Source organism: uncultured Bacteroides sp. (assembly GCF_905207245.1).
Lineage (GTDB): Bacteria > Bacteroidota > Bacteroidia > Bacteroidales > Bacteroidaceae > Bacteroides.
Window position 1 is genome coordinate 1 of sequence record NZ_CAJLKP010000005.1, and the last position, 17442, is coordinate 17442.

The 17442-nt window shown below is 41.2% G+C and carries 15 protein-coding genes; 9 read left to right on the forward strand and 6 right to left on the reverse strand.

All coding sequences use genetic code 11. The features are described from left to right. The 4 genes from QZ135_RS02665 to QZ135_RS02680 form a co-directional block, all read left to right on the forward strand. The coding region (locus tag QZ135_RS02665) for an ATP-binding cassette domain-containing protein (RefSeq protein ID WP_294605706.1) at window positions 1-305 on the forward strand (305 nt) is incomplete at its 5' end. Window positions 306-427: 122 nt separating this feature from the next. Further along, entirely contained in the window at window positions 428-1564 is a 1137-nt protein-coding gene (locus QZ135_RS02670; RefSeq protein WP_294605707.1) for a porin family protein, read from the forward strand. 12 nt (window positions 1565-1576) lie between these two features. Further along, on the forward strand, window positions 1577-3430 hold the full coding sequence (locus tag QZ135_RS02675; protein ID WP_294605709.1) for an IPT/TIG domain-containing protein: 1854 nt from the start codon (window positions 1577-1579) through the stop codon (window positions 3428-3430). A 119-nt stretch (window positions 3431-3549) separates the two neighbouring features. Further along, window positions 3550-5220: a formate--tetrahydrofolate ligase gene (locus QZ135_RS02680; RefSeq protein ID WP_294605710.1), complete on the forward strand. Its 1671-nt coding sequence runs from the start codon at window positions 3550-3552 to the stop codon at window positions 5218-5220. Between the two features lie 78 nt (window positions 5221-5298). On the opposite strand, the gene glyA is transcribed toward QZ135_RS02680, so the two are convergent. From glyA to pyrB, 5 genes are all read right to left on the reverse strand, one after another. Continuing rightward, on the reverse strand, window positions 5299-6579 hold the full coding sequence (gene glyA / locus QZ135_RS02685; RefSeq protein ID WP_294605712.1) for a serine hydroxymethyltransferase: 1281 nt from the start codon (window positions 6577-6579) through the stop codon (window positions 5299-5301). Window positions 6580-6683: 104 nt separating this feature from the next. Further along, window positions 6684-7436 carry a porin family protein gene (locus tag QZ135_RS02690; RefSeq protein ID WP_294605883.1) on the reverse strand — a complete coding sequence of 251 codons (753 nt, stop codon included), beginning with the start codon at window positions 7434-7436 and terminating at the stop codon, window positions 6684-6686. 29 nt (window positions 7437-7465) lie between these two features. Continuing rightward, complete coding sequence (locus tag QZ135_RS02695; protein ID WP_294605714.1) at window positions 7466-8032, reverse strand: flavin reductase family protein; 567 nt, start codon at window positions 8030-8032, stop codon at window positions 7466-7468. 117 nt (window positions 8033-8149) lie between these two features. After that, entirely contained in the window at window positions 8150-8611 is a 462-nt protein-coding gene (pyrI, locus tag QZ135_RS02700) for an aspartate carbamoyltransferase regulatory subunit (protein WP_294605716.1), read from the reverse strand. Between the two features lie 33 nt (window positions 8612-8644). Beyond that, a complete protein-coding gene (gene pyrB, locus QZ135_RS02705; RefSeq protein ID WP_294605718.1) occupies window positions 8645-9574 on the reverse strand; it encodes an aspartate carbamoyltransferase in 930 nt (309 codons plus the stop codon). Between the two features lie 535 nt (window positions 9575-10109). Here pyrB and QZ135_RS02710 point away from each other — a divergent pair. From QZ135_RS02710 to QZ135_RS02730, 5 genes are all read left to right on the forward strand, one after another. Beyond that, window positions 10110-12431, forward strand: a complete 2322-nt coding sequence (locus QZ135_RS02710) for a transglycosylase domain-containing protein (protein WP_294605720.1) — start codon at window positions 10110-10112, stop codon at window positions 12429-12431. A gap of 14 nt (window positions 12432-12445) precedes the next feature. After that, window positions 12446-12814, forward strand: coding sequence for a 2-amino-4-hydroxy-6-hydroxymethyldihydropteridine diphosphokinase (locus QZ135_RS02715; RefSeq protein WP_294605722.1), 369 nt, complete (start codon window positions 12446-12448; stop codon window positions 12812-12814). A 58-nt stretch (window positions 12815-12872) separates the two neighbouring features. After that, window positions 12873-13622 (forward strand): 3-deoxy-manno-octulosonate cytidylyltransferase, encoded by a 750-nt coding sequence (gene kdsB / locus QZ135_RS02720; RefSeq protein ID WP_294605886.1) that lies wholly within the window; start codon window positions 12873-12875, stop codon window positions 13620-13622. Further along, window positions 13616-14905, forward strand: coding sequence for a pitrilysin family protein (locus tag QZ135_RS02725; protein ID WP_294605723.1), 1290 nt, complete (start codon window positions 13616-13618; stop codon window positions 14903-14905). Before kdsB ends, QZ135_RS02725 begins: the two co-directional genes overlap by 7 nt. A gap of 187 nt (window positions 14906-15092) precedes the next feature. Continuing rightward, complete coding sequence (locus QZ135_RS02730; protein WP_294605725.1) at window positions 15093-16259, forward strand: phosphatidylinositol-4-phosphate 5-kinase; 1167 nt, start codon at window positions 15093-15095, stop codon at window positions 16257-16259. A gap of 97 nt (window positions 16260-16356) precedes the next feature. Here the strand turns inward: QZ135_RS02730 and QZ135_RS02735 are convergent, their stop codons facing one another. Continuing rightward, window positions 16357-17295, reverse strand: a complete 939-nt coding sequence (locus QZ135_RS02735; RefSeq protein WP_009127479.1) for a ribose-phosphate pyrophosphokinase — start codon at window positions 17293-17295, stop codon at window positions 16357-16359. Window positions 17296-17442 lie beyond the last annotated feature (147 nt).

A 17442-nucleotide genomic window follows, 5' to 3' on the forward strand; every position in this document is an offset into this window, starting at 1 on the left:
CGAAGCTGGTGCAGATCGAGGAGCTGATGGATCGCAAGCCCAAGGAGCTGTCCGGCGGCCAGCAGCAGCGTGTGGCCATTGCCCGCGCCATTGTTACCAATCCCCGCATTATCCTTGCCGATGAGCCTACGGGAAATCTGGACTCTACCAATGGCCGCGAAGTGATGAACCTTCTGAAAGAACTGAACCGGGAGGGGGCAACAGTAGTCATGGTTACCCACTCCGAAGAGAATGCCCGGGAAGCCGGACGAATCATAAGAATGATGGACGGATATATTCTGACCGAAAGCAGGAGCGCGAGATAAGGGAATCATATGCTTTGCAACACTTATTAAGAAAAAGGGCTTTTCCGGTAATGTAAATACAGGAAAAAGTCCTTTCTTTGTTTCTATAATTTACAATTAATGCGAATCACTCTGTTTTAGCTATGGCACATTCTGCAAGATTATTATTGTTCCTGATTGGTATCTGTAGCATGTCTTCTATGTATGCACAAAAGCGTAATCTATTGATTTATAAAGATACGGTTACCGGGAAGGATACCCTTATTCATAGTATCTCATTTTTCACAGAATCTCCTAAGAATAAGCAATATTTCATATCGATAGAAAAAGGCGGAGTAAAAGTGAAGACTTATGCTGCCGGAGATATACTATTGTATCGGGAAGGAGGCACCTCTTTTCTTTCAAAGACTATTATCGTAGATGGTGAAAAAAGGCAGGCTTTGTTACCACGCATTTATTGGAAAGAGCCTGTGAATATGTATTCTTTCATAACGGATAAAGGAAAAACAGAATACTATTTTCAGGAAGGTACAGATAATAATGAACCTCTGAAACCCATGAAAGATGATCCGCAAACAGGTTATGTAAATCCTTTGAAAACATATCTGGAACAGTTTCCGATAGCTCAGGAGAATGAAGACGTGAAAGCATATATCCATTCTATGAAACCTACGGCGAACTCTTTCAGAAGCCGGTATAAGGTTTGCCTGACGGGCAATGCGAATTATATCCCACGTGTCCGTTGGGGAGTGCTGGCAGGAGCGGGTATCGCCAAATTATCTTTTGAAACTTATGATTTTAAGTCCCAATTGCAAGGCTTTGTTGGGATATTTGCCGATATACCTCTGATTGATGGATTTTCTTTTCATCCGGAACTGACCTATCGTAAGTATGCTTTTAGTAAATTAGAGGAAACCATACAGAAGTTGAGTGCTGTTTGTAACAGGCAGGATTTCGTTTTGCCGTTAATGTTGCGCTATACTTTCCTGTCGCAGAAAGGAAAAGTGTTACCCTATATACAATTGGGCGCAGAATTGGAATATGCTTTAAAGAATGAGTCAGCCAGTCAATATATGACTACCGATTCGGAGGGTTTCAATGTATGGACTGAGAGCGGAACCATAAAACATGATAAGTTCGGGGTTGCCTATACTGGCGGTATTGGCGTCGAGTGGAAAATCCTCTCTAATCACTCTTTGTTTTTGGACTTGCGTTATAATAGAGAGACGACAAAGGAACATCTGACAGGTTACTATGCTGTTCTTTCTTTTAATCTTTAAAAACAGTCGGTTATGAAAACAAATCATTTTATAGTTTCCTTCTTCCTTTGGATAAGTTGTGCATTACTTTTTGTCTGTTCTTGTGGAGATGCGGAACTGGCCCTTTTTGATGCAGCCAAAGTGAAAATAAAGGCTGAGTGGAAAGATTACTCGTTTCATTTTTCAGCAGATGTCGAGAGCTCAGGCAATCTAAAGATAGAGGAACGAGGATTTGTGCAGGTTATTCCGGCCCACTATGAAGATATGGGTTCGTGTCCGGAGCAAACAGAAACTTTGATAATTCCATTAACCGGAGATTTTTCCTACCAGACAGAGAAAGATAATTTGATGAATGGTCTAGAATGTCGGGTTTATGCATATGTAAAGACTAATTTTGGTAACTTCCGCAGTGAAATGGCAGTGTTGAAAATACCCAACCAATCGCAACCGCAGATAACTTCGGTACATCATGTCCCTTTACCCGAAGGTCCCTATTGGGGAGGTGGCACTGTCTATATTGATGGCACCGGCTTCTCCAATATAAAGAAACGGATTGTGGTCTCTATAAAAACAGTGGGAGATTTATGGAATCCACCACAGAGTATTTATCTGGATGTTCAAGAAGTATCATTTACGCGGATTGTTGCTACCTATCCTTCCAATAAATGGAACCTGGTGGGAGATTTTCCGTTGACTGTATTTGTGGGTAATTATGAAAATAAGGCTGTTGGTACATTCAAAGTAGAAGGGGTAATATTAGAAAACATATCACCTTCTGTGCTTCGGTATGGAGAAAAGGCAATGATACAAATGTCAGGATTCTCTCCGGACAATGACTTTCAACTTGCAACGTATGCCCCCGGAGATTATAAAATAGTGTCTACTTCCGAGCAAGGGGTGGAATTGCAAGTATTTCCTAATCATTATGATTCCAATAGCGATAGGGAATATCAATTATTCTATTATGATAAGAATACGAATATGTATTCTACACGCCTGTCATTCCATGTGCCTGCGTCTAAGTGGGTGGAAAGGAATTCTTTTGAGATGCTAAGTCCTAATGCCGGGCAATATAATTGCTTCTATCAAGGTAAAGGCTATTTTTATGATACTGACAATTTTTTTAATTCGGATAACAATAAACTGAAAGTATATGACCTGGAAACATTTTCATGGGAATATTATCCGTTAATGGACAACGAACACAATTATGGCACTAATGAATATGCCAACTTATTTGCTCATGAGGGGTATATTTATCTTTCAATCAAGCGTCGGAGGTATAATGAAGAAACAGGTACTGTTCTCTCTTGGCAGTGTTTCTATCGCTTCAATGTCAATACCCATCAGTGGGAACAGTTGAAGAACATTGCCGACAATGCTGAAGATTGTATGAATATAGATGCTGTATGGTTTGATGGACAGCAGCTATATATGCATTCTGATAAGCCCTTTTTGTGGAAATATAACCCTACGACAGATAGCTGGCAAAAAACTACCATACATTTCCCTGCCGACTTCATATTTGCAGGTGAACACAACAGCTATATCTACTATCAAACAGAGGATACGCATATTTACCGCTTTAAGAAAGAGCAACCGGAAAAGGTTGAATATTTTGGTACGCTGGAACTTCCTGTTTCTAAAGAAGCGGCAGTCTGCGGGAACTATATTTACTATAGACATAAGATAGGGGTATTCCGCATACCGCTATCGCAACCAATAGGAGGAGAGATGCTTGAGGTCGAATCATTAGGTGCCATGGATGCATTCTATTATTGTCATGGTACATTCTTCTCTCACAATGGGGATATCAATTATCTTCTGGCTACCCGGCCTATTGCTATGGGATGGGGAGACTGTTATTTATATGAATATTCCAATTGAGACTTATATGAATGCTCAGCATGGCATGTCCTTTCCTTTTTTAATTCTTGCTATCTGCGCTCTTTTTCGTACTTTTGCAGTTTAATGAAAAGAAGTAGTTATTAAAACAAATATTCTGTATGAAATCAGACATTGAAATAGCCCGCAGCATTGAGCTGAAAAAGATTAAGCAGGTAGCCGAAAGTGTAGGTATTCCTCGTGAAGAAGTAGAAAACTACGGACGATACATTGCCAAAATTCCTACGCACCTGATTGATGAAGAAAAGGTGAAAAAGAGTAACCTGATACTGGTTACTGCCATCACCGCCACTAAAGCCGGTATAGGTAAAACAACAGTTTCCATCGGTCTGACATTAGGACTGAATAAGATTGGAAAGAAAGCGATTGTAGCTTTGCGCGAACCTTCATTGGGGCCTTGTTTCGGAATGAAAGGTGGTGCAGCAGGTGGCGGTTATGCCCAGGTGCTCCCCATGGAGAAAATAAATCTACATTTTACAGGAGACTTCCATGCCATCACATCAGCGCATAACATGATATCTGCATTGCTCGACAATTATCTGTATCAACATCAGGCGGATGGTTTCGGACTGAAAGAAATCATCTGGAGACGTGTACTCGATGTGAACGACCGCTCTTTGCGTAGCATTGTCACAGGTTTAGGTCCCAATACGAATGGTGTTACTGAGGAATCCGGCTTTGACATCACTCCGGCATCCGAAATCATGGCAATTCTTTGTCTGGCAACAGACGTAGATGACCTGAAACGACGGATTGAGAACATAATTCTTGGCTTTCGTTTTGATGGTTGCCCGTTCACTGTGAAAGAGTTGGGTGTGGCAGGTGCTATCACTGTTTTACTGAAAGATGCTATAAATCCGAACTTGGTTCAAACTACCGAAGGCTCGGCTGCATTTGTTCATGGCGGTCCATTCGCAAACATTGCCCATGGCTGCAATTCTATTCTTGCTACAAAAATGGCAATGACATTCGGAGACTATGTAGTGACGGAGGCCGGCTTCGGCGCTGATCTTGGTGCAGAGAAATTCTACAATATTAAATGCCGCAAGAGTGCTTTGCAACCGAAATTGACGGTGATAGTCGCCACTGCCCAGGGACTGAAAATGCATGGTGGTGTTAGTCTTGACCGCATCAAGGAACCTAATATGGAAGGACTGCAACAAGGTTTCGGAAATCTCGATAAACATATACGCAATCTGCGTTCATTTGGCCAGACAGTTATTGTTGCTTTCAATCGTTTTGCAAGTGATACGGATGAGGAGGTGGAAGCTATCCGCCATCATTGTGAAGAGAAATTAGGAGTGGGGTTTGCTGTCAATAATGCTTTTGCAGATGGAGGAGAGGGAGCGATGGAGCTTGCCAATCTGGTTGTTGACACTCTTGAAAATAAACCTTCCGAACCATTGAACTTTAGCTATAATGAAGATGACAGTGTAGAACAAAAAATAGAAAAGATAGCTTGCAATCTTTATGGAGCCAGTGTGGTGACTTACAGTATTCATTCGCGTAAAATCATTAAACTGATTGAAAAAATGGGTATCAGTCATTATCCGGTTTGCATTGCTAAAACGCAATATTCTTTTTCTGCCGATCCCAAGATATATGGTGCAGTGAATAACTTTGAGTTTCACATTAAGGACATCGTAATTAATAATGGCGCTGAAATGATTGTTGCCATTGCCGGAGAAATTCTTCGTATGCCGGGACTTCCCAAAGAACCACAGGCAATGCATATTGATATTGTGGATGGAAATATAGAAGGATTGAGCTAAGCCCACAATATATAAAAAAATAATCCGTAGCCTTGTAAAGCTACGGATTATTAATAATTACTGAAATAAATTATACTATTAATATGCGAAAAGCGGATACTTTTCCATTGTCTTATTCACACGTGCGCGAATTTCAGCAATAACCGCTTCATTATCTACATTAGAAAGAACTGTTTCAATCATTTCTGCAATTTCCAGCATCAAATCTTCCTTAGCACCACGAGTTGTGATGGCAGGAGTACCTAAACGAATACCAGAAGTCTGGAATGCAGAACGACTATCAAACGGAACCATATTCTTATTCACAGTGATATCCGCAGATACTAATGCTTTCTCAGCTACCTTACCGGTAAGATCAGGATATTTGCTACGAAGGTCAACCAGCATAGAGTGATTATCTGTACCGCCTGAAACGATAGTAAAACCACGATCAATCAATGCTTGTGCCAATACAGCAGCATTTTTCTTTACCTGAGCAGCATATTCTTTAAATTCCGGTTGCATGATTTCACCGAAAGCAACAGCTTTAGATGCAATAACATGCTCCAACGGACCTCCCTGTATACCGGGGAATACGGCTGAGTCTATCAATTGTGACATCATCTTGATTTCACCCTTCGGAGTAGTCTTGCCCCATGGGTTAGGGAAATCTTTACCTATCAGGATAATACCTCCACGAGGACCACGCAGAGTCTTATGTGTGGTAGAAGTAACAATATGGGCATACTTCACAGGGTTTTCCAGTAATCCGGCAGCTATCAATCCGGCAGGGTGAGCCATATCAATCATCAGGATAGCACCTACTTTGTCTGCAATTTCACGCATACGTTTGTAGTCCCATTCGCGGGAATATGCCGAACCACCACCGATAATCATTTTTGGTTTTTCGCGCAAAGCAACCTCTTCCATCTGATCGTAGTCTACGCGACCGGTTTCTTTATTCAGATTATATTCACAAGGAGTATATATGATACCCGAAGTGTTTACCAAGGAACCATGTGAGAGGTGACCGCCGTGAGCCAGGTTTAATCCCATGAATTTGTCACCCGGGTTCAAAACGGCGAGAAATACAGCAGCATTAGCCTGTGCACCCGAGTGAGGTTGTACATTAGCCCATTCTGCACCGAAAATTTCCTTTATGCGGTCAATAGCAATTTGTTCGCTCTGGTCTACCACCTCACAGCCTCCGTAGTAACGTTTGCCGGGATAGCCTTCTGCGTACTTGTTGGTAAGACAGGAACCCATTGCCTGCATAACTTGGTCACTTACAAAATTCTCTGATGCAATCAGTTCAATACCTTTGAGCTGACGTTGATGTTCTTTTTCGATGATATCGAAAATTAAATCGTCTCTTTTCATTTTGCTTACTTAGATAAGTTTGATAAATCTGTGTTCTCTTATTAAGCGCACAAATTTACGGTAAAAAAACGAATAAATTGACAGAAAAGGCAGAAATTTACTTTCTAAAAGAAAACTCCGAGAGAAAAGCTAAGTACATTATCCCGGCGATGGAAGCGTATTTCATCGACAGGAGGAATTTCGCCGTTCGTACCATCATCATAAGTAACCTTTCGGGAAATGTTATGCAATCCTATATCATAACGGAAATCGAAGAAAACGCGGGAAATAGTGACTGCTACTCCGAGAGTAAAACTAAGATTCAACGGACGTAGTTTTTCACTGATTTCCTGTTGGTCGAAATTCTCGAAAGTGACTTCACTTTTTTTATTCCAGATATAACGGAACTTAGGACCACCAAACACAGCCAGACTGTAAGGCCCCTCTTTGATAACATTATATCCATAGATAACGGGAACATCAATGCTATGAATGGACGAAGTAATAGATGCCATTTCCAAAGGAGCATCGTCTTCAGCCGGCTTCTCGAAAGTGATGTTGCAACGGTTGATATTGTAAGATATCTCCGGCTGCAAGAAATGGCGTTCAAAATTGATACGCATGAAGATGGAAGCAAAATAACCTATCTTATAGTTATTCTGCACTTCATCTATAGTGATACCATTCAGTGTGAGATTGGATACAAGGAAGAGGGAAGAGGTGAACCCGCCTTTAATTCCGAAATTCACCGGGCGATCATGGTGGTGCTTCTTTAAGGGTTCTTCGACTGCTGTACCGGGCACAAGGGGAGATTGTCCCCACAAGGTGGCGGGGAGAAATAAAAGGCACAGCATAAAGATTTTCAAAACTCTGTTCATCATTTATCGCTAACCGTTAATCATTCATTTTATTTCTTCTTTTCGACCGACCAGCCAAATTTGCCAATCTTTTCGCCCAATTCGTAATATCCTCCGTGTACATAAACCAACGGATTAGCTTCTGCCAATTCCAGTTTTCCCGTTTCCGGATTCAAGTTACGGTCGTCAGCACGTACATTTACTACGTCGGCTATAAACATGGCATGCGAACCGAGCGACATGATTTCCTTCACGCGGCATTCTATGCACAAGGGAGATTCCTCAATAAACGGAGCACTGACTACAGTACTTTTTCCCGGTGTCAGGTGCATCTCTTCAAACTTATTATAATCTTTGCCCGAGCGTACGCCACACCAGTCGGTAGCACGTGCCATATCCTTGGTGGTGAGGTTGATGACAAACTCCATATTCCGTTTCAGAATATCATAGGAGTGACGTTCGGGACGTACAGATATATAACACATGGGCGGGTTCGTACAAATCGTTCCCGTCCATGCAATTGTTAGTATGTTATATTCCTCCGGTGTATTCCCGCAACTCACCAATACGGCAGGGAGCGGATAAATCATTGTTCCGGGCTTCCAATCTTGCTTCATGTCATGGGTTTTAGTTACAAACTACAAGTACCTTTCGGTGTATCGGCATAAACTATACATTTTCTTCAAAATCATTGCACAGCCACCTGTAGCTTGTAGCTTTGTAGCTCGTAACTTTTATATTATCTCAATATCTTCTCTTCTCTGTTCTTTTTCGCAATAGTGGCATCTTATTACGCAATTCTCCTTGTCCACTACGTGGAATAACGTCGGCATAGGTTCATTGTTCGTTATGCACTTTGGATTGGCACATTTTACAATACCGTGGAGTTCTTCGGGCAGATTTACTTCACGCTTTTCCACCACTTCATAATCGCGGATGATATTCAGTTTCACATTCGGTGCCACCACAGCTATACGGTTAATTTCATCATCGCAAAAGAACTTGTCGGCAATTTTGATGATACCTTTGGTGCCTAGCTTTTTGCTTTTCAGATTGAACCCAATAGTGATATTATTACTCATGTGTTCAAGACCCAGCAAAGAGACTACAGTGAATAAATTCTCAGAGGGGATATGGTCGATGACAGTGCCATTTTCTAAAGCGGCTACCTGTAATTCTTGTTTCTTTTCGCTCATAGTTTTCTGATGTAACTTCAATTGTAATATTATTCATTCTTTCACATCATCCAGAGTAATGCCTAACACATCGCAAAGAATGGCTTCACGGGCATACAGGCCATTTTGTGCCTGTTGGAAATAATAAGCCTTCGGACTATCGTCTACATCATAGGCTATTTCGTTGACGCGAGGCAGGGGGTGCAGAATGCGCAAATTGGGGCGGGTATGTTCCAACATCTTTTTGCGCAGAATATATACATTTTTCACCCGTTCGTACTCCATGAGGTCGGTAAAGCGTTCACGCTGTACACGAGTCATGTAAAGAATATCGGCATCAGCTATTATTTCTTCGGTAAAGTCCGTGTGCTCCACGTATTTAATGCTATGATTGCGGCAATAGATTTTATATTCTTCGGGCATTTTCAGTTCGTCGGGAGCAATGAAATGGAAAGTGGGGTTAAAGTGGCGCATCGCCATCAGCAACGAATGCACTGTACGACCGTATTTGAGGTCGCCAACGAGGAAAATATTCAGATTTTCCAGCGTACCTTGGGTCTTGTAGATGGAGTAGAGGTCGAGCATCGTTTGTGAAGGATGTTGATTAGCTCCGTCTCCGGCATTGACGATGGGAATGTTGGTAACTTCACTGGCATAGCGGGCAGCACCTTCCAAATGATGCCGCATCACGATGATATCGGCATAATTACTCACCATTTTGATGGTGTCTTTCAAGGTTTCTCCTTTTGAAGAACTCGTGGCTTTAGGGTCGCTGAATCCAATTACACGGGCACCTAAGCGATTGGCTGCAGTCTCGAAACTGAGTCTTGTGCGGGTGGATGGCTCGAAAAAAAGGGTGGCAACTACTTTCCCTTCCAGTAAAGTGCGGTTGGGATGGGCTTCAAATTGTTTTGCCATCTCAATCATGTAGAGGATTTTTTCCTTGCTATGTTCGGCGATGGTGACTAAACTTCTGTTTTCCATATCGTTCGTTATTTTGTTTCTTTTCGAGAGTGTAAAGGTAGATAAAATATGCGGAGTACGAAAAAACACAGGAGAAAATTTAGAAGAAAATTTTGCCCTATGGCTGATAAGCTTCGTCTCATGAGATGAAGTTTATCAGCTTGCGAGACGATGCCGGAATATAATTTTTCATCATCATCAGCAGCAGCAGCTTTTTTTCTTTTTATGATGATGATGTTATATAAAGAATATATAAGAAAGAAAAAGCGTACTTTATTTTAGCTGTTTTTTGGGGAAATAAGCACTTTACGCTTTTTATTCCTAAGCAAAAAATGACGTTTTTTGGCGAAAAATGCATTAAAAACGGCCGATTCCTGCATGAAAAAGTGCTAAATCGTATCTGTTTTAATAGAATAAAGTGTGGCATTCCGGACGATAGGCTGTGGCATTTTAAGAGTTTTTCTATTGAAATTATAAGTGTGTTCCAATATAATTCCGTACCTTTGCCCTATTATTTTTACAGGTTAATCTATTTAGTGAATTTACAGTATTAAGCATGATAAAGAACATCATAAAAATCCTCTGGATATTCTTAGCCGTCGTTGTATTGGCTTGTGCCACTGTTTTCTTCTCCATTGCAAAAGGTTGGATTGGCTATATGCCTCCTGTTGAAGACTTGGAAAACCCTAATTATAAGTTTGCTACACAAGTCTTCTCTGAAGATGGAAAAGTGCTTGGCACTTATTCGTTTAGCAAAGAGAACCGTGTTTATGTGGGTTATAACGACCTGTCTCCCAATATTATCAATGCATTGATTGCAACAGAGGATGTGCGTTTTGCCGAACATTCCGGAATTGATGCCATCGCTTTATTTCGTGCCATCGTAAAACGCGGTCTGCTGTTCCAGAAAAATGCAGGTGGCGGTAGTACCATTACTCAACAATTGTCCAAGCAGCTTTATTCGCCCAGTGCGGATAATGTGATGGAACGTTTATTCCAGAAACCCATAGAATGGGTGATTGCTGTGAAATTGGAGCGTTATTATACCAAAGAAGAGATACTCACCATGTATCTTAATAAATTTGACTTTTTGAATAATGCGGTAGGTATAAAGACAGCAGCTAATACTTATTTTGGATGTGACCCGAAAGATTTAAAAATGGAAGAAGCTGCCACATTGGTTGGTATGTGTAAAAATCCATCTTATTTTAATCCGGTGCGTTTCAAGGAACGTTCACGAGGACGTCGCAATGTGGTACTCGACCAAATGCGTAAAGCCGGATATATCACTGTCGAAGAGTGCGATTCTCTGCAAGCACTCCCTCTTACTTTGAAGTATACTCGCGTAGACCATAAAGAAGGTTTAGCTACCTATTTCCGCGAATATTTGCGTAGTGTGTTGAATGCCAAGAAGCCTGTGCGTAGTGAATATCGTGGTTGGCAGATGCAGAAATATTATGAGGATTCTCTCGATTGGGAGAATAATCCTTTGTTTGGCTGGTGTGAAAAGAATACGAAGAAGGACGGTTCAAAATATAACCTTTATACAGACGGTCTGAAAATTTATACTACTATTGATTCCCGTATGCAACAATATGCAGAAGAATCGGTAGAAGAACATCTGAAAGAATTGCAAGGATACTTCTTCAAAGAGAAAAAAGGACGCAAAAAAGCACCTTATAGTAACAGGATTACTCAGGAACAGGTAGATGAAATTCTGACTCGTACAATGAAACAATCTGACCGTTACCGCATCATGAAAAAAGCCGGAGCATCGGATGCAGAAATAGAGAAGGCTTTCAATACGCCCGAAGAAATGTCCGTATTTACATGGGATGGAGAGAAAGATACGATTATGACTCCGATGGATTCTATCCGCTACTACAAACACTTCCTTCGTGCTGGTTTCATGTCAATGAATCCGCATAACGGACATGTGAAAGCATATGTGGGCGGTCCCAATTATAACTATTTCCAGTATGACATGGCAATGGTGGGCCGTCGGCAGGTTGGTTCTACTATAAAACCTTATGTTTATACGTTGGCTATGGAAAGCGGTTTTTCCCCTTGTGACGAAGCCCGCCACGTGGAATATACTTTAATTGATGAAAATGGTAAGCCATGGACACCTCGTAATGCCAACACCAAACGTTATGGAGAAATGGTAACCATCAAGTGGGGACTGGCTAATTCCGATAACTGGATTACAGCTTATCTGATGAGCAAACTCAATCCGTATTCCTTAAAACGCCTGATAGAAAGTTTTGGTGTGCGTAATCGTGAAATTGTACCGTCGGTATCCCTCTGTCTCGGCCCTTGCGAAATTTCAGTTGGAGAGATGGTAAGTGCCTATACGGCATTTCCGAATAAAGGTATCCGTGTAGCTCCTTTGTTTGTAACACGTATTGAAGACAATGAAGGTAATGTTCTGGCTACTTTCTCGCCGGAGATGGAAGAGGTAATCGGCGTTTCCAGCGCTTATAAAATGTTGATTATGCTTCGTGCCGTAGTCAATGAAGGCACAGGTGGCCGCGTTCGTCGTTTGGGTGTGAAGGCTGATATGGGCGGTAAGACCGGAACAACGAACTACAATGCGGACGGTTGGTTTATGGGCTTTACTCCTTCGTTAGTATCCGGATGCTGGGTAGGTGGAGAAGAACGAGACATTCACTTTGATACCATGCTTCATGGACAGGGCGCTTCGATGGCATTGCCTATCTGGGCTAAATATATGGTGAAAGTTTTTGCCGACAAGACTTTGGGGTACGATGAAAATGAACAGTTTCAACTTCCTGAAGGATTCGATCCCTGTAAAGACAATGCCGAAATAGATTTAGATTCGACATCTGAAAGTGGCTTGGATGAATTATTTAATTAATTCTTAATTTCCCCGTGGTTTACACAATTAGTATCGGCAGCAATGAGCGTCGAAAAGAAAACCTTTCATTGGCGCGGAAGCGTTTGAAAGAACTGTTTCCCGGCATCTGCTTCTCTACGGAAGAAGAAACGAAACCACTTTACTTTCGCCGCACCTCTTTATTTTCCAATCAAGTGGCACGTTTCATTTCCGATAATAATGCGATGGAAGTAACTTCTCATTTGAAGGCTATTGAAAAGGAGGCGGGGCGAATACCTGAAGAAAAAAAACAGGAAATAGTTCGGCTTGATATTGATTTGCTGTCATGTGACGATACAGTCTATAAACCGGAAGATTTGAAACGGGATTACATCTGCCGGGGATTGAAAGAGCTGAAAAAGTGATAAGTCATAAAGGTCGCGTAATTAAATAGTAAAATATCAAATAGAAAATCAAGATATGTTGAAGTTTTTAGGAATTATTCCTGCCCGTTATGCATCTACACGTTTTCCTGCAAAGCCGTTGGCGATATTGGGTGGAAAAACTGTGATACAGCGGGTATATGAACAAGTGGCAGGCATTCTGGATGATGCCTATGTGGCTACAGATGATGAAAGGATAGAAGCGGCAGTAAAGGCCTTTGGCGGTAAAGTGGTGATGACTTCTGTAAATCATAAGAGCGGCACGGACCGTTGCTACGAAGCATATACCAAGATTGGAGGAAACTTCGATGTCGTAGTCAATATACAGGGAGACGAGCCTTTTATACAACCTTCACAACTGGAGACGGTAAAGGCTTGCTTTGATGATCTTACAACTCAGATAGCTACATTGGTAAAACCTTTCACACCTGATAACGGATTTGAGGCATTGGAGAATATTAATTCACCCAAAGTGGTATTGAATAAAAATATGAATGCGCTTTATTTCAGCCGCTCCATCATTCCTTATCAGCGTAATGCTGAAAAGCAGGATTGGCTGAAAAATCATACTTATTATAAACATATAGGTCTGTATGCTTACCGTGCCGAAGTATTGAAAGAAATCACTTCTCTGCCGCAATCTTCCCTTGAATTGGCAGAATCTTTGGAACAACTTCGTTGGCTGGAGAATGGATATACCATCAAAGTCGGTATTACTGAGGTCGAAACAATAGGTATTGATACTCCGCAGGATCTGGAGAAAGCAGAAGAATTTTTGAAAACATGTTAGACAGAAGCATTCAACCTATTATCCGCGAACCTGAACAATTGGAAGTGCCATCACCTGAACGGCGGGTGATGCCGAATGGTGTACCTTTATATATACTCAATGCCGGAGATAATGAGGTAGTACGCATTGATTTGTTGATGGAAGGCGGACGATGGCAACAAACCCAACGCCTGCAAGCTTTGTTCACCAACCGAATGTTGCGTGAAGGGACTCGCCGCTATTCCGCTGCAGCGATTGCCGAGAAGCTGGACTATTATGGTGCATGGTTGGAGCTTTCAAGCTCGTCCGAGTATGCTTATGCCACTCTCTATTCTTTGAATAAATACCTGCCTGAAACTTTAGATATTTTCGAGTCTATTATAAAAGAACCACTTTTTCCTGAGAAAGAGTTAGGAGTAATTGTTGATAATAACATTCAGCAGTTTCAGGTAAATAGTTCGAAGGTTGATTTTCTGGCTCATCGGGCTCTGGTAAACGCAGTGTACGGTGATAAACATCCTTGTGGACAATTGGTGCAGGAAGAAGATTATCATTTAATCAATCCCTCTGTTCTGCAATCCTTTTATGACAGTTATTATCATTCGGAAAATTGCAGCATTTATCTTTCGGGAAAGGTCAGTGAAGATGCTATCCGCCGTATAGAAGTTCTTTTTGGAAGTGAACCTTTTGGAAAAGGTTTCTTAAAACCGGAAAAAAACTTTTATATTCCGGTAACGTCTCCCGGGAAACGCTTTTTTACCGAGCGTACCGATGCGATGCAGAGCGCCGTTCGTATGGGGATGATTTCTTTGGATCGCCGTCATCCCGATTATTTGAAAATGCGTGTCCTGGTAACTTTGCTGGGTGGATATTTCGGCAGTCGTTTAATGTCCAATATCCGTGAAGAAAAAGGCTATACATATGGTATTTCTGCTGGTATCATGCCTTATCCAGACAGTGGATTGTTTGTTATCAACACCGAAACAGCCAATGAATTTGTAGAACCACTTATCAAAGAAGTTTACCGCGAAATAGATTGTTTACAAAATGACCTTGTATCTGATAAAGAGCTTGCTATGGTACGGAATTATATGCTGGGAGACATGTGTCGCAGCTATGAGTCTGCCTTTTCGCTAGCGGATGCCTGGATTTTTATTCATACTTCCGGCCTTTCGAACTCTTATGTGAAGGATGCCGTAGAAGCAGTGAAGACGATTACGTCCAATGAAATACGAGAACTTGCCTCACTTCATTTGTGCAAAGAGACATTAAAAGAAGTCGTATCCGGCAAAAAAATGTCATAAAAGACGTGTGATATCTCTTCCTTTTGGGAGATTAATCGTATCTTTGTGCAAATCCTGTATAAAGCATGTAACAAATTACTGCCTTTATACGTCTTTAGAACAGGTTTCTCTATTTGCAAACTCAAAGGAATCTGATGTTTTTCGCAAACATCTCCTTTATTATTTAATTGCTAATTAATAATTTTCAATGAAATATCTATATACTGCACTCATTCTGGTATTTTTGTCCCAAAACGGGGCCACAGCCCAGGAAAAGAAACAAGGTTTCTTCGATAAAGTTAAAAGCACATTCTCTTCTGAAATAAAGATCGGAACGCATACATTCAAGGACGGCTCTGTGTATACGGGTGAAATGAAAGGACGTAAACCCAACGGAAAAGGAAAGACTGTTTTTAAGAATGGTAATGTCTACGAAGGTGAATATGTAAAAGGTAAACGTGAGGGATATGGCACATATACTTTCCCTGACGGCGAAAAATATGAGGGACAATGGTTCCAGGATCAGCAACACGGTAAAGGTATTTATTATTTTATGAATAACAACCGTTACGATGGCATGTGGTTCCAGGATTATCAACAGGGCAAAGGAACCATGTTCTACTACACCGGTGATGTTTATGACGGTGATTGGGTGAACGATAAGCGTGAAGGTCAAGGTACATATACCTGGAAAAATGGTTCTAAATATGAAGGCGAATGGAAAAATGATAAAAAAGAGGGCCAAGGTACATTTGTTTGGAATGACGGTTGCAAATATGAAGGCGATTGGAAAAATGATGTTCGTGACGGAAAAGGTACTTTTGAATATGCCAACGGAGATAAATATATAGGTGACTGGAAAGATGATATGCAACATGGTAAAGGTATTTATTTCTTCCATACGGGCGATCGTTATGAAGGCTCATATGTACAAGGTGAACGTACAGGAGCCGGTATCTATTACTATGCCAACGGAAATAAATATGTAGGAAACTTCAAGGACGGTATGCAGCATGGCAAGGGCGTGTTTACCTGGGCTAGCGGTGCTGTATATGACGGAGATTGGAAAGATAACCAGCGCGACGGGCGTGGATTATACAAATGGAATGTTGGAGATTCATACGAAGGCGAATGGAAAAACAATCAATTCAATGGTCAGGGCACTTTGATTATGACAGACGGAACCAAATATAAAGGTAGCTTTGTAAATGGCATGGAAGAAGGGAACGGCGTGCAGGAAGATAAAGATGGTAATCGCTACGAAGGTTTCTTTAAACAAGGAAAGAAACATGGTCCTTTTGTAGAAACAGATAAGAATGGAAAAGTGATAAGGAAGGGAACCTACAAAATGGGAAGATTGGATTTGAATAATTAAAAGTTATAAATTAAAAATTAAAGGCTGCGCGATGTTTAACTGCGCAGCCTTTAATTTTTAATTTATAACTTTTAATTTCTGATTTGCTAAATGCAAATCAGATAATGTATTGTGAACTGATTGATTCATTATTCACTACTCTCTTGATTGTTTCAGCAAACATGTCAGCGATGCTAAGCTGTTTTACTTTCGCACATTTCTTAGAGTAGGGGATACTATCAGTAAATACGATTTCAGTCAGGCTGGATTCTTGCACGCGGAAGGAAGCCGGGTCAGACATCACACAGTGACTTGCAATGGCGCGTACTGAACTCGCTCCGGCATCTAACATGATGTTAGCAGCTTTTGTGATAGTTCCGGCGGTATCTACGATATCATCTACCAACACAACATTCTTATTTGTTACATCACCGATGATTTGCATGGAAGCAACTTCATTTGCTTTTTCACGTGATTTATTGCACAATACCAAAGGAACCCCTAGATATTTGGAGAATGTGCTGGCACGCTTGGAACCACCAACGTCAGGCGTAGCAATTACAAGGTCTTTCAACTTCAGTGACTCAATATAGGGGAGGAACACTGCAGATGCGTACAAGTGATCTACCGGAATATTGAAGAAACCTTGAATTTGATCGGCATGGAGATCCATCGTAATCAGACGGTCGATGCCTGCTACTGAAAGTAAATCGGCTACCAATTTAGCGCCGATAGAAACACGTGGTTTGTCCTTTCTGTCCTGTCGTGCCCATCCGAAATAAGGAATAACAGCAACAACGCTTTTGGCTGATGCTCTTTTTGCTGCATCAATCATTAGCAGAAGTTCCATTAAATTGTCGGAATTAGGGAAGGTAGATTGAACTAAGAATACATGTGCGCCACGAATTGACTCTTCATAGGAAACAGCAAACTCACCATCAGCAAAGTGGGTGATGTTCATCTTTCCCAGAGGGCAATCAAGGCTTGCGCAGATTTTTTCTGCGAGGTATCTCGAGTTAGTGCCTGAGAATACCATTACGGGTGCTTTTTCGCTCATTTTGTAATAGATATTACCTATTTATTTAATTCGGCTGCAAAGTTATGAATTTCCCGCTACATTCTACAAGACTTATTGTAGAAAAATCTTTTTTCTTTCCCGGATTTATTTGTAGCTTTGCTAAGTGAAACAGTTTTCCCTCATACT

Coding starts and splice junctions, on each gene's coding strand:
- QZ135_RS02710 (WP_294605720.1), top strand. CDS start 10,110: ATGATAAAGAACATCATAAAAATCCTCTGGATATTCTTAGCCGTCGTT.
- QZ135_RS02730 (WP_294605725.1), top strand. CDS start 15,093: ATGAAATATCTATATACTGCACTCATTCTGGTATTTTTGTCCCAAAAC.
- pyrI (WP_294605716.1), bottom strand. CDS start 8,611: ATGAGCGAAAAGAAACAAGAATTACAGGTAGCCGCTTTAGAAAATGGC.
- QZ135_RS02695 (WP_294605714.1), bottom strand. CDS start 8,032: ATGAAGCAAGATTGGAAGCCCGGAACAATGATTTATCCGCTCCCTGCC.
- QZ135_RS02735 (WP_009127479.1), bottom strand. CDS start 17,295: ATGAGCGAAAAAGCACCCGTAATGGTATTCTCAGGCACTAACTCGAGA.
- glyA (WP_294605712.1), bottom strand. CDS start 6,579: ATGAAAAGAGACGATTTAATTTTCGATATCATCGAAAAAGAACATCAA.
- QZ135_RS02680 (WP_294605710.1), top strand. CDS start 3,550: ATGAAATCAGACATTGAAATAGCCCGCAGCATTGAGCTGAAAAAGATT.
- QZ135_RS02690 (WP_294605883.1), bottom strand. CDS start 7,436: ATGAACAGAGTTTTGAAAATCTTTATGCTGTGCCTTTTATTTCTCCCC.
- QZ135_RS02675 (WP_294605709.1), top strand. CDS start 1,577: ATGAAAACAAATCATTTTATAGTTTCCTTCTTCCTTTGGATAAGTTGT.
- pyrB (WP_294605718.1), bottom strand. CDS start 9,574: ATGGAAAACAGAAGTTTAGTCACCATCGCCGAACATAGCAAGGAAAAA.
- QZ135_RS02725 (WP_294605723.1), top strand. CDS start 13,616: ATGTTAGACAGAAGCATTCAACCTATTATCCGCGAACCTGAACAATTG.
- QZ135_RS02670 (WP_294605707.1), top strand. CDS start 428: ATGGCACATTCTGCAAGATTATTATTGTTCCTGATTGGTATCTGTAGC.